General features: G+C 49.8%; 9 protein-coding genes. 4 read left to right on the forward strand and 5 right to left on the reverse strand.

Annotated features, from left to right (window positions below):
- Positions 1-99: 99 nt before the first annotated feature.
- The 3 genes from QNJ26_20840 to QNJ26_20850 form a co-directional block, all read right to left on the reverse strand.
- Positions 100-1,953: an acyl-CoA dehydrogenase gene (locus QNJ26_20840; GenBank protein MDJ0988002.1), complete on the reverse strand. Its 1,854-nt coding sequence runs from the start codon at positions 1,951-1,953 to the stop codon at positions 100-102.
- Positions 1,954-2,109: 156 nt separating this feature from the next.
- Positions 2,110-3,201, reverse strand: a complete 1,092-nt coding sequence (locus QNJ26_20845; protein MDJ0988003.1) for a PAS domain S-box protein — start codon at positions 3,199-3,201, stop codon at positions 2,110-2,112.
- 100 nt (positions 3,202-3,301) lie between these two features.
- Positions 3,302-3,565, reverse strand: a complete 264-nt coding sequence (locus tag QNJ26_20850; protein ID MDJ0988004.1) for a hypothetical protein — start codon at positions 3,563-3,565, stop codon at positions 3,302-3,304.
- A gap of 582 nt (positions 3,566-4,147) precedes the next feature.
- On the opposite strand from QNJ26_20850, the gene ppdK reads away from it, so the two are divergent.
- The 3 genes from ppdK (at position 4,148) to QNJ26_20865 (ending at position 8,399) form a co-directional block, all read left to right on the forward strand.
- Complete coding sequence (gene ppdK, locus QNJ26_20855) at positions 4,148-6,910, forward strand: pyruvate, phosphate dikinase (GenBank protein MDJ0988005.1); 2,763 nt, start codon at positions 4,148-4,150, stop codon at positions 6,908-6,910.
- 712 nt (positions 6,911-7,622) lie between these two features.
- Positions 7,623-8,117 (forward strand): rubrerythrin family protein, encoded by a 495-nt coding sequence (locus tag QNJ26_20860; protein MDJ0988006.1) that lies wholly within the window; start codon positions 7,623-7,625, stop codon positions 8,115-8,117.
- A 72-nt stretch (positions 8,118-8,189) separates the two neighbouring features.
- On the forward strand, positions 8,190-8,399 hold the full coding sequence (locus QNJ26_20865; protein MDJ0988007.1) for a hypothetical protein: 210 nt from the start codon (positions 8,190-8,192) through the stop codon (positions 8,397-8,399).
- A 393-nt stretch (positions 8,400-8,792) separates the two neighbouring features.
- Here the strand turns inward: QNJ26_20865 and QNJ26_20870 are convergent, their stop codons facing one another.
- Positions 8,793-11,198, reverse strand: a complete 2,406-nt coding sequence (locus tag QNJ26_20870) for a tetratricopeptide repeat protein (protein ID MDJ0988008.1) — start codon at positions 11,196-11,198, stop codon at positions 8,793-8,795.
- Positions 11,199-11,376: 178 nt separating this feature from the next.
- Between QNJ26_20870 and QNJ26_20875 the strand changes: the two genes are divergently transcribed.
- A complete protein-coding gene (locus tag QNJ26_20875; GenBank protein MDJ0988009.1) occupies positions 11,377-12,375 on the forward strand; it encodes an AraC family transcriptional regulator in 999 nt (332 codons plus the stop codon).
- A gap of 175 nt (positions 12,376-12,550) precedes the next feature.
- Here QNJ26_20875 and QNJ26_20880 read toward each other — a convergent pair whose 3' ends face one another.
- The gene (locus QNJ26_20880) at positions 12,551-12,931 is read right to left on the reverse strand and encodes a VOC family protein (GenBank protein ID MDJ0988010.1); all 381 of its coding nucleotides are present in this window, start codon (positions 12,929-12,931) and stop codon (positions 12,551-12,553) included.
- Positions 12,932-13,064: the final 133 nt, after the last annotated feature.

Genomic DNA, 13,064 nt, shown 5'->3' on the forward strand with positions numbered 1-13,064 from the left:
TTCTCTAAAGGCTATAATGTTTATACTGCCTCGGAGAGATTTTTGATTAGTGCAAGACACGTTATGCCCTGACACCTGACACCTGACACCTATTTCCCATTACCCCCCAAATGATCTTTCATGAATATCGATGGCAGCTGGGTTGGGAAGGGCGATAGCATTCATCTTCCCGATAGTGGCCGGCAGGATCGCATGAATGAAAAATTCAGCGGCCTTTAGCTGGCCGTCATAAAAAGCGGCGTCTTTGTGCTTGGCGACTTTTGACTGAATGGCCGCTGCGTCGCTGCTGCCGACCAGTTTTTCCAGTTTTGGCGCGGCCACTGTCGCCCGCCAAAGCAGCATCCAAGCCATGGCCACATCACCGACGACTTCCATAAACGGGTGGGCGTAAGCCAGTGCCAGCTTCAGGTCTTTTGAATAAGCGGTTTTGCCGATCTGCAGCGCGATTTCACTGAGGCGATTTAACGCTTTGGCAACCCGATCGGCAAGATCCGCCAGGTGCGGATTTTCGGCCGCCTGATCAATGCTGGTTTTGATCTCATTTAAAAAATTGATAAAAACCGTCCCTTTTTTCATGCCCAGCTTGCGCCCGAGCAGATCCATGGCCTGAATGCCATTGGTCCCTTCGTATATGCTCGTGATCTTACAGTCGCGGTAAAGCTGCTCGACCGGATATTCTTTGGTATAGCCGTAGCCGCCATATACCTGAATGGCCTGCTCGCAGACAAATTGGCCGCGTTCGCTGCAGTAGGCCTTGATCACCGGTGTCAGCAATTCAATAAAATCATTGTAGTGCGCCTTTTCCTCGGCGGTTTCGGCGGTTCTTTTTTTGTCAAAACAATAAGCGACATAGTATACAAAGCTGCGCATACCATCCACATAGGCTTTCATCTGCAGCAGCATGCGCCGCACATCCGGGTGGCGGATGATGGGCACCTGGGGTGCCTGTGGGTCTTTGCCGCTGGCGACATCTTTGCCCTGTAAGCGATCACGGGCGTAGTTGACCGCATACAAATAAGCGGCTGAACCGTTTAAAAATCCCTGGGTGCCGACATCCAGGCGGGCCTCGTTCATCATATGAAACATGACCATCAGCCCTTTGTTTTCCTCTCCAAGCAAAAGACCGCGGCATTTACCCTTGCCGCCCAGCGCCATGCTGCAGGTTGGGCTGCCGTGGATGCCCATTTTTTCTTCCACACCGCTGCAAACGATATCGTTTGGCTCTCCCAAGCTGCCGTCATCATTGACCCAGATCTTGGGGACGATAAACAATGAAATGCCCTTGGTTCCGTCAGGGGCGCCTTCAATACGAGCTAAAACCGGGTGGATGATATTTTCGGTCAGATCGTGCTCGCCGCAGGTGATAAAGATTTTGTTGCCGCTAAGGGAATAGGTGCCGTCCGGATTCTTGACTGCCGTTGTGGTCAAAGCACCTACATCCGAACCGGCTTCAGGCTCTGTGAGCAGCATGGTGCCACCCCACTGGCCCGAATAGACCTTTTCTAAAAACAGCTCCTTTTGCAGTTGGGTGCCGAAAAGCTCGATCATTTTGGCAGTGCCATGGGCCAGGTTGCCAAAACCGGCGATGGCAAAATTGGCTCCGATAATATATTCGAAGGCCGCCTGCCGGATGACCCAGGGAAACCCCTGGCCGCCGACTTCCAGGTCTTCTGCCATGGCTATCCATTCGCCTTCGGCAAATAGTTTATACGGGCGATGAAAACACTGCGGTACGGTTACCCGGCCATTTTCAAATTTGACGCCCTCGCGGTCGCCCTGGGAGTAGGTCGGCAGTATTTCTTTGATGCCCAAATTACGGGCCTCGGTGATGACCATATCAAACATTTTACGATTCAAATCGCTATATTTTTCCGATTTAGCGAGATCTGCGACCTGCAATTGTTCATACAACACAAAGTCGATGTCCCTGCGGTCGGAAAGAAGCTGAGCCATTGGTTATCCTCTCAAATACGATATTCGCAATGTACCGGTTACGGCCGGTTATCATGGATGCAGATTGGTTTTGTAAGAGATATGCTCAGCCTTTGTCAAGCAAATGCTTTTTGGAAGGCCATGCAATGCGGATGGTTGGTCTTTAGACAATGTGAATCATTGGTCTTTGTTGGCTTTTAATTGCTGGTGATATTGCGGATAGAGTTTTTGGGAGCATTCCGGGCAGATGCCGTGGCTGAACTCAGCTTCCGAGTGGCTTCGAATATATTCTTCGATTTGATTCCAGTAGCCCTTGTCGTCTCTGATCTTTTTGCATGATGCGCAAATGGGCAGCATGCCGCTGAGTTGCCGGACCTGGGCCAGGGATTCTTTTAGACTGCTGATCAAGGAATTCAGCTCCTTTTCATGCAGCTTGCGCTCGGAAATGTCGCGAATCATACCGGTGTAGAACTGCTCAGCACCTGATTGCCAGGTTGACAATGACAGCTCGACAGGAAATTCTTTGCCGTCTTTGGTGATGCCAAACAGCTCGACGGTTTCGCCAATCAGTTTTGAGGTTCCGCTGGCCACCACTTTGGCCATACCGCGCTCATGGGCTTCACGAAATCGTTGCGGCATTAAAATGCTGATGGACTGCCCGATGAGGCTGTCAGCCGGGTGGCCGAACATTTCCGCAGCCGCGCTATTACAGAAGACAATTTTACCATTTCGATCTGCAGTGATGATGGCATCTTTGGCCGATTCAGCCACCCGCCGAAACTTGGTTTCCGATTCCCTGATCGTTGCTTCAATCTGTTTGCGCTCGGTGATATCAAAACTGTATTCGATCATCTGGGTGACATGACCGTTTCTATCAAAAATCGGATGGCCATGCACTTCAACATTTCTGGGACGGCCCTGGCTGTCATAATGAACATGCTCGACCTGCACCGGCTTTTTCGATTTTTTGATGATTTCCAGGGGGCAGGTGTGTTCGCTGGAGTCACAGGGTGTGCTCCGATTATGGGAAAGCGCATGGCAGGTGGATGCACCGGATGCACCGCTTTTCAATGCGGCTGTGTTGGCCAGTTTGATCGTGTAATCTTTGGCATCAACCACATAAAACGGATGATCCAGGGACTCCAGCACCGAATTCAAGAAGGCGGATTGCTTTTTCAGCTGTGCCTCTGCTTCTTTGCGGGCAGCAGCCTCGTTTTCCAGCGCTTTGATTTTTTCCAGAAGCGCTTTATGGTCAGTGTCTGCGGCCATGGGATTTGTTTCGGCTAACTCAGGCTGAGATTAAACGCTGTATGCGGCGATCATTGCGATAGATGCATTTATGAGATAGCTTCTACTTTTCATGCAAGATTCAGGTACACTTGAAGGGTATGAAATGATGAAAACAATAACTGGCCGTATCCCCATAGGGCCGGCCGGTTTCCTCCATACACTCGGCCATCATTTGCCGGGAGGCATCTTCATAGTCCGATTGTTTCTCTTCTTCTTTTTTACAATCGATACAGATCGGTTGATGATCGACTACCGATAAGATCCTGCGCTCCTTATTTTTCAACGATCTGTTGCACCGGCTGCACGCTTCAGCACATGAAAGCTGCTTTTCCCAGTTCTCCATAATTTAACTCCAAACGTGAATATGCGTTTTGGCAGTAGCGGTTTGTGGTCAGATGCCCACCTGCGATGATGAATTCCAACCTTTGCAGCGGTTGATATGAATGCTCTGTGAACAATGCTGTAACTCATCTTATGGTAACGCACAATGGCCATTAATTCAATTATTTTAATATAATACCCGATTCAGCCGAATCAAGGGCTCATGCTGGAGCGATATTTTTAGATCAATTTTGCGCCCCGGCCCGTGCATTTTTGATGCGTCCCGCCGTTAAGAAAATACTTGACTTCACACGGGGTTAATGGCTTTTATCAGATAGGATGCCGCCAGTGTGAATCCGCACATCGATTGTTCAAGCAGGTGGAATCCTTTGCGATGGTTTCCAATGGCTGTATACCCGCCTGCATTGAAACTTTCTGCGCAAAATTACCCGATACCAATCCGGCATCCGACTCACTTCGATCCACAGCAGTGATCTAACACGCAAGCGTCCCAGGTAAGCCCTAAGCTGGGAGTCTGTTAACCACTTTTAAAATGTCTATTGATTGATCTTACCAATCACCTTTTACGACTGGGGGTGTAACGATGAGCAGCTCGAGCAAATGGGTTTATGATTTTGACGAAGTCGATCAAGCTGAAAAATATGTCGGCGGAGACTGGGAGGCGGTACGCGGGCTTCTGGGCGGCAAAGGCGCCAACCTGGCTGAAATGGTGCGCATCGGCATACCGGTGCCGCCCGGATTTACGGTGACCACCGAAGCCTGCAATGCCTATCTGTCCGCCGGCGAAAGCTTTCCCGCCGGCATGTGGGAGCAGGTGCTGGAGGCCATGCAAAAAATCGAAGCGGACACCGGCAAGAAATTTGGTGATGCCCAAAACCCCCTGCTGGTTTCCTGCCGTTCGGGGGGCAAGTTTTCGATGCCCGGCATGATGGATACGGTTCTCAATATCGGGCTCAACGATGACACTGTCCAAGGCATGATCAAGCTAACCAAGGATGAACGTTTTGTCTATGATGCTTACAGGCGATTGGTGCAGATGTTTGGCTGTGTGGTTATCGGGATTCCCGATGAGCCTTTTGAAGAAGTCATCACCCATGCGCGCCGCAAAGCGGGTGTCAAAAACGATGCCGATCTAACCGCGGATGACTGGCAGGCGGTTACAACGGAATTTAAAAACATATACAAACGGTATACCCGCCATGATTTTCCCTCCGATCCGCTGGCCCAGTTGCGCAAGGCCACCGAAGCAGTATTTAAAAGCTGGAACGGCAAGCGGGCTATTGACTACCGCAATGCCGCCGGTATCGCTCATGACCTGGGCACAGCGGTGAATATCGTCACTATGGTATTTGGCAATATGGGCAACACCAGCGCCACCGGGGTGGCCATGACCCGCAATGCCTCCACTGGCGAGAAGCAAATTGAAGGCGATTATCTGACCAACGCCCAGGGAGAGGACGTGGTTGCCGGCATCCGCATCACCGACGATATTCAAAAATTAAAAGATGAGATGCCGTCGGCCTACCAGGAGTTTGAGGATATCTGTCAAAAACTGGAAAAGCATTACCGCGAGATGCAGGATGTGGAGTTTACCATTGAAAACAGCAAGCTTTGGATGCTGCAAACCCGTGATGGCAAGCGCACAGCCCAGGCAGCTGTGCGTATTGCGGTGGATATGGTCGAAGAAGGCCTGATCAGCAAAGAAGAAGCGGTCATGCGTGTCACTCCGGATCAAGTTGATTTCTTTTTGCATCCCCAATTTGATGTCCAGGCCAAACAAAACGCCCATAGCGGAGGAAAATTTTTGGCCAAAGGGCTGAATGTGTCGCCGGGCGCTGCAGTCGGTATTGTGGCCTTTGACGCCGATCGCGCCGAACAGTGGGCCAAGGAGGGGGGCAAAGATGTCATCATGGTGCGACCCGAGACCAAGCCTGACGATGTCCACGGCATGCTGGCCGCCGAAGGCATCCTGACAAGCCGCGGCGGGCGCACCAGTCATGCGGCTTTGGTGGCCAGGCAGTTTGGTACACCGGCGGTTGTGGGGGTTGCTACCCTCGAAATTGATCTGGCCAATCGAAAAATGGACGTGGGGATTCATGAAATAAAAGAAGGCGATTGGATTTCCATTGATGGCACCGCCGGCGAGGTCTTCCTGGGTCAGCTGGAGACCATGGTGCCGGATATCAACGATCCCTGGCTGCTGAAGCTGCTGTCCTGGGCCGATGAATTCCGGCGCCTGGGCGTCTGGGCCAATGCGGATTATCCCAAGGACGCTGAAAGGGCGCGTGAATACGGTGCCCAGGGGATCGGGCTTTGTCGCACCGAGCACATGTTTTTCGAGGCCGAGCGCCTGCCGCACGTTCAGAAAATGATCATGACCGATCTGGCGCGCGAACGGCAGGAGGCCCTGGATGCCATCTTGCCGTTCCAGCGCGAGGATTTTGCCGGGCTTTTCAGGGCCATGGACGGGCTGCCGGTGATCATTCGCCTGATCGATCCGCCTTTGCATGAGTTTTTACCCGATCGCTTTGATCTGATGCACGAGCTTTCAGATCTGAAGATTCGGCTGCAGCAGGCCGCCAACCTGGCCCAGGTGGATGATTTGCTCGAACAAATTCGCCTCAAAGAGACCATCCTCAAACGGGTGGAAAGCCTGCATGAGGCCAATCCTATGCTGGGTTTGCGCGGGGTACGGTTGGGCATCCAGATTCCGGAGCTGACCACCATGCAGGTGCGGGCCATATTTGAGGCTGCCTGCGCGGTGGCCAAAGATGGGGTCGATGTCAACCCGGAAGTCATGATTCCACTGACCAGCCATGTCAACGAGCTCAAGATTCAGCGCCAGGCCTTGGAAAGCGAGGCCAAAAAGGTGATGAAGGAACAGGATATGAGAATTGATTATAAATTTGGCACCATGATTGAGATCCCCCGCGCGGCCGTGACCATGGACGAAATCGCCGATTATGCAGAATTTATTTCTTTTGGCACCAACGACCTGACCCAGACCACCTATGGTATATCCCGGGACGACGCTGAAGCCGGTTTTTTAATAGAGTACATCTCCACCGGTGTTTTGCCGGACAACCCCTTTGCCACCATCGATCGCAATGGGGTGGGGGAATTGATGCGTATCGCAGTGACCAAAGGGCGTGCTGAAAACCCCGATCTGGAATGCGGTATCTGCGGTGAGCATGGCGGGGATCCGACTTCAATTCAGCTGTGCCATGAGCTGGGGTTGACCTATGTCTCCTGCTCGCCGTTCCGGGTGCCGATCGCCCGCCTGGCGGCGGCTCATGCTGCTTTACGTGAGAAACAGGCAGCCGAGCAGGACCAAAAAGTAGCCTAAGGGGTATGTCTTCTAGAGTTATAACACTACAGTCGGGTGGGAAATATAAATCAACTAAGTTTTTAATTGAGAAAATTCCAAGCACCAATAAACAAATCACAAACAATCCTCAAATTCAAATGATCAATGACGCAAACATGTTTGGAATTTGATTCATTGGGATTTGGGATTTGATCTACTGAATTTTAGTTCTATAAGAGTGAATGGATCGCCGTCTGTATTGGGAATTGCCTAATGAATATTACATGGGCTTGTCGTGTTCCATGAGACACTATTGGATCAGGTGTCATTCGGTTATCAGGTTGCGCCCGTTGAGCCCGTTGAGCCGGTTTAGCCTGTTAAAAGTAATAGCGATCTCTGTGCCAGTTATACGGGGTAATGAGACAGATTGTCTCAATATGGGGCACAAGATGCAGTCAGCAATCGTATCCAAGATAGGCTGTTGAATTAGTAACATGTCGGTATTAATAGGATTTTTATTTAATTGCATTATTGCCCAACAGTTGGCATAAAACTTGTTTTATCAATGAACCTGATACAAAACGAAATGCCTTTAATAAACCCCAAAATCATATAGAAAATGGTTTTCTAATTAACTGGAAGCTGTCCAAATAACGGTCACCAGCTGTTATCCTTAACGGGCTCAACCGGCAAACGGGTAACGGGCTCAACCATTTTAGATAGCTTCTAAAATAAAAAAAGGAGGAACCGTATGAGTAAGTCCGAACAAAATCTACAAGAAGCATTCGCAGGTGAATCACAGGCCAACCGTAAATATCTGGCTTTTGCCAAAAAAGCGGACCAGGAAGGCTACGCCCAAGTGGCCAAACTGTTTCGTGCGGCAGCGGCCGCTGAAACCGTGCATGCCCATGCCCACTTGCGGACCCTGAAGGGCATTAACAGCACGGCTGACAATCTGAAAGAGGCCATTGCCGGTGAGACCCACGAATTTAAAAACATGTACCCGGAAATGATCGAAGACGCCAAGGCCGAAGACAACAAAGCTGCGCTGCGAAGCTTTGAGTATGCCAATGCCGTTGAACAAGTTCATGCCGACCTTTACGAAAAAGCGCTGGCCAATATGGACGGCATGGCCGCCACCGATTACTGGGTTTGCGAAGTTTGCGGCTACACCTGCGAAGATGAAGCTCCGGATGAGTGCCCGGTGTGTAAAGCCAAAAAGAAAGCCTTTTTCAAAGTTGATTAGGATTGATGAATTTGTATCAAAAATTCATCGAACCCTGAACCTTGAACCCTGAACCTTGGAACCTTATTTATTATGAAATGTCCCGTATGCGGCAGTCTGAATTTTTTCGTCAAAGACCCCGACGATGAATATGAAACCTATGAATTTGAGTTGAAAGGGGAGGGTGTCGTCTTTGATCCCGAGGTCGCTGAATCCGACAGCGCTGAGGTCAAAAGCGACACCGAAGTCTTTTGCGAAAAATGCTCCTGGCACGATAAGTTTCAGGAGCTCAAAAACAGCTAGACCATAGCACCCCCCGTATTGCAAATCGCCGCGGCGGTGCCCCAAGAGCACCCCCGCGGCAATTTTTTTTCTCTCTCTCACCTGTCTCGTCACACATCAAGCCAGCCAGCCTCTAATTTTTATACTTTTGTTTTCTTTTTTATCTAAACAAAACTTTGCGTCTTTGCGTGAGGCCCATCATCACTTCAATGACTTAATTTCCTCCCCGAAACTGTCAAATGCTGTCAAACTTTGTTAAGTTACGGACGTCCATATGCTCCCGCTAGTTAATATAATCAAATACCCTTATTCATAGGGCTTCTCATTCTCACCCCCACAGGCGCTTCCATGAGTTGTCATTTTTAGCCATGAGCTGTTGAAAGGCAAATGGGGTTGCCCATTGCTACTGTTAAGTCAAAAGGACTCCCAGTTTCTTTTGGCCGTTTTTGTATACGGATGCCCCGGACCGAACTTGTCCAGAAAATTCCTGTAAGCTTGCCCGGCTAAATCCTTTGCCTCTTCTATCTCTCCCAGCACTTTAAGCACCTCACTAAGGTTTGACTGACTTAAGGCAATTTTAGGGTGCCCGGACGCATAGTTTTTTTCATCCGCTTCCAGGGCCTTGCGCAAAAGATCCAGTGCTTCTTCAAGCTCTCCCAGATCATGGAGCACTGCCGCCAGGTTCGATTGACTGATGGCAATTTTAGGGTGCCCGGGCGCCAGGTTTTTTTCAGCAGCTTCCAGCGCCATACGCAGAAGATCCCGTGCTTCTTCAAGCTCTCCCAGATCATGAAGCACGGCCGCCAAATTCGATTGCCTTGTGATAATATTCGAATGGCCGGGCTCAAAAAATTTTTCATCCGCCTCCAGGGCTTTGCGCAAAAGATCCCGTGCTTCTTCAAGCTCTCCCAGATCCTGGAGCACCAAAGCCAGCACCGATTGCCTGATGGCAAGTATCGGGTGCCCGTGCTCAAAGCATTGTTTATCTGCTTCCAGGGCAGTGCGTAAAAGATCACGAGCGTTTTTAAGCTCGCCTAAATCTCTGAGCACCGCCGCCAGGTTCGATTGACTGGTAGCGGTTTTCGGGTGACCGGGCTTAAGATATTTCTTGGAGATGTTAACTGCCTTGCGGCCATGTTTTTCAGCTACTCTGAATCTTCCCCGTTTCCAAAATTCCACGCAAAGGCAGTTTGTAAGATCTATGGCTTGCTCTGCCTGTTTGGCTTCAGAGCAGGTCAACAGCTCTGCATGCGGTAAGATCTTTTCCAGCCGCTCATAGGAGAGAATGTCGCATTCCTCGTTGACCCGTTCCATCTCTTCGGCCACCGCTTTGCAAACACTCACACAGAGGTTGGCGGGGGCATCGGTTGTCTCTCGTACGAAAGCTGATATGATTCTGTGCGCCCAAGGATCGTTGTCCTTATCCAGTTTTACCAGCGAAAGCTTATTTTCCAGTACATCGATGGCCTCATCAAGCGGATCTTGGTCGGCACTGTCGGCAGGTATGGCCAGAATTTTACCTAGCAATCTTCTGGGAGCAGGCACGGAAGCAAGAAACGATAGCGACTGGAGCACTTCTTTTGCAGTTGACGGGGCAAAATCCCAGCTGACCTTGAACATGGCAGCAATTTGTTTGCTGCAGCCCATTGGAAGCTGATCGGCATATTTATCGGCAAAATTGCGCACGGTCGTGGTTTCTTCGGCCTTCTTTATCTTCTGCAAAAGATCTTCGATGGTCAGGGCAGCCTCTTGGTTTAAAACGTCTCTGGCGAGCTCAAGCGCCAAAGGCAGCCCTCCCAAAGCATCCATATGCTGGTATGCCTCGTGGTCAAAATCTTTTTCTCCTGAATTGAGCAGTTCAAGCGCTTCCGCCTCTGTCATAAAATCCAGCGAAATTCGCGAGTATGCGAGATCGCGCCGCCGGGTGGTGGCTAGCACGTGGATCGCGCCAACGGGAGGCAGCCAGGTTTGAAGTATTTCACCTGCAGGGAAATTATCAAGCACGATCAGCACAGGCCCCAAACCACTCATTTTGCGCCACATCTGTGCCAATTGGCGGTCTTCCCGGAGGGTGCCATCGACCTCGATTTTGGCGCTTTGCGTCACCTGGAGAATGAGCTCAGACAACCCCTGCTCGGCGTCTATCCAAAAAACGCCGCCCGGATAATCGGCACCAAAGCGGTGTGTGTATTCAATGGCCAGCTGGGTTTTACCGATTCCGCCAGCGCCCATGACAATCCCCACCCCCTCGACCAAAGCGGTCTTGTGGTGCTGCAAAATATCATGCACATTCCAAAGAGCGCTTATCCTGCCCGCAAAGTTATTGCCAAGGGATCGGTAAGGCATCCTGTGCCGTTTTGGAAGTTTGCGCACGGGAGGAAGGCTGTCGAGATCAACGGTCTGGTCTTTTTTTGTAACGGTGCCGCCAAGGGCGCGGCAAATTCCGGGATAGGCCTCTTTAAATTTTTCGTCTGTCGAGATATCTATGTGCTGGCAATTTCTAAGAAAGCGGGTTAAATCTTCTTCGCATGGCTCCAGAAGCAGCAGCTGCAGCTTCTGGCTGAAGTGCGCCGCATTGCCCACCATTTCCATCGTGAACTCGATTCTGGGCCATTCGGTGTAACAGAAATCGGGTGACAAAACCAGAACCACCACCTCGCATTCCGCAAGACCCGTTTCAAGATCGACTATCCGCTCGGTACCCCAGGCAATAGATTCTTTATCAAAAAAACAATCCACACCCTCCCCGGCAAGCTTGCGGTAGAGCTTTTTGACGAAATCTTCATTTATCCGACTGTAGCTGATAAAAGCTTTACGCATATCTTCATCTCCGACAATATTTATTTATCAAACGAATTTGGAGAGAAAATAGCTGACAAGACCATTAAATGCTTGACTGTCAACGACAATGTTTTGACTTAAAGCGCCAAAATTGATAGATCGGCAAGACCAGACCGCTTTTACACACAGAGGATTTGCCCACAGGAGGGATGGCCACATGATTTACCCCGCAAATAAGGCCAGTATAATGCACGTTTTGTGGAATATACTGGAAGCCTATAAAATCGATCCTAAACCGCTGTTTCAGGAAGCGGCCTTAAACCCTGCGCTGATGCGAAAACCCGGGGGGAAATACAAAATAGACAATATCGATAAAGTATGGCGTAAGGCGTCTGAGGTTATTGACGATCCGTGTTTTGGCCTCAAAGCCGCTGAGGTATGGCATCCTTCTAATTTCGACGCCCTGGGGTATGCCATGCTGGCCAGCAACACTTTAAGGACATCACTTGATCGGATGGTTCGTTATATCGGTTTTATCTCGGATGAAGATTTCGTGGTGTTAGATGAGACTGAAGAAGGACTCAGGCTCACTTTGGTCATGGGCCATACAAATATTGAGAAGCCTGAGCAAAATGACGCTGCGCTGGCGGTTACATTGAGCATGTGCCGGATGAACTATATCGAAGATCTGGCACCGGTGTCGGTGACCCTGGTACATCCCAAGCCTTCCTGTTCGGCCAGGTACTTTGAATATTTCCGCTCGCCGGTTTTATTTGAAGGGCCCGCTTACAGCTTAACATTACCTATGGAAGCGGTTGATAAAATTCTGCCGGGTTCAAACCCGCAACTTGCCGAGCTCAATGATCAGGTCATGATCGAGTACCTTGCAAAGCTGGATCAAGATGAAATTGCCCATAAGGTCAAAGCAATGATCATCGACCAGCTTCCTTCGGGGGGCGTCACCAATGAAACTGTGGCCCGGGCATTGAATATGAGTTCCCGCAGTTTGCAGCGCGAACTTCAAAGTGCCGGCACGACTTTTAATACGCTTTTGAATGAGATACGTCAGGATCTGGCGCAAAAATATTTAAGAGAAAAAGATTCCAGCATGACTGAAATTGCCTTTTTGCTGGGCTTTTCAGAATCCAGCGCCTTTTCCAGGGCGTTCAAGCGCTGGATGGGGGTATCTCCGTACAAATATCGCAAGGCTTCGTGACTTCTAACTAAACTAAAAACTAAATGGGGTCGGGCCACGGTAAGTAATTAATAATTTTATAAAAGAGCTAAAAATAAGACCCAAAATGGCTTGGTTTTAATAATTTTTTAATATAAAATCAAATACTTATCATGTTCCTACCCCATCATACATCATTCTCATTATATTGGTGAATTTAAAGCGGCTGGCACAGCTCGATGGTAATGTCCTCAGGACCCTTGAAGAAGGCGATTTTCATATTGGGTATTTCTTTGGGCGGCATAAAAAAGGAATAGCCCTTCGCTGTGAGGTCTTCAAAGGCCTTTTGGACATCTTCCACCTCAAGACCGATATGGTCAAAGCCATATGCCGATTGAGAAGCGTCTCCCGCCATTTGTTCGTCTTCTCTGGCCACGCGGAGGTTAATGGTGGCGCCGTCAAGCTCAAGTGATGCCCCGTCGGCGGTGCCGAATTTTCGGCGATCGATCAACCGGGCCGCCAGGACTTCCGTGAAAAAGGCAATCATTCCTTCAAGATCCTTGCAGATGATATGAACATGATGAAAGCGATAAGACATAAGCAACCCCCCAAATTGTAATCGACCACAAGTTAAAAAATAAAGAAACGGGAATATTCGTTGCAGCAGGGCTTCTTTTTATATAATTTCTATCGGGACGGCAAGCAACCCCTAAAGAAACTGAATTAAACCA

The sequence above is a fragment of the Desulfobacterales bacterium genome (genome assembly GCA_030066985.1).
In the GTDB taxonomy this organism is placed as follows: Bacteria; Desulfobacterota; Desulfobacteria; order Desulfobacterales; family JAHEIW01; genus JAHEIW01.

Coding starts and splice junctions, on each gene's coding strand:
- QNJ26_20850 (MDJ0988004.1), bottom strand. CDS start 3,565: ATGGAGAACTGGGAAAAGCAGCTTTCATGTGCTGAAGCGTGCAGCCGG.
- QNJ26_20840 (MDJ0988002.1), bottom strand. CDS start 1,953: ATGGCTCAGCTTCTTTCCGACCGCAGGGACATCGACTTTGTGTTGTAT.
- QNJ26_20880 (MDJ0988010.1), bottom strand. CDS start 12,931: ATGTCTTATCGCTTTCATCATGTTCATATCATCTGCAAGGATCTTGAA.
- QNJ26_20865 (MDJ0988007.1), top strand. CDS start 8,190: ATGAAATGTCCCGTATGCGGCAGTCTGAATTTTTTCGTCAAAGACCCC.
- QNJ26_20845 (MDJ0988003.1), bottom strand. CDS start 3,201: ATGGCCGCAGACACTGACCATAAAGCGCTTCTGGAAAAAATCAAAGCG.
- ppdK (MDJ0988005.1), top strand. CDS start 4,148: ATGAGCAGCTCGAGCAAATGGGTTTATGATTTTGACGAAGTCGATCAA.
- QNJ26_20860 (MDJ0988006.1), top strand. CDS start 7,623: ATGAGTAAGTCCGAACAAAATCTACAAGAAGCATTCGCAGGTGAATCA.
- QNJ26_20870 (MDJ0988008.1), bottom strand. CDS start 11,198: ATGCGTAAAGCTTTTATCAGCTACAGTCGGATAAATGAAGATTTCGTC.
- QNJ26_20875 (MDJ0988009.1), top strand. CDS start 11,377: ATGATTTACCCCGCAAATAAGGCCAGTATAATGCACGTTTTGTGGAAT.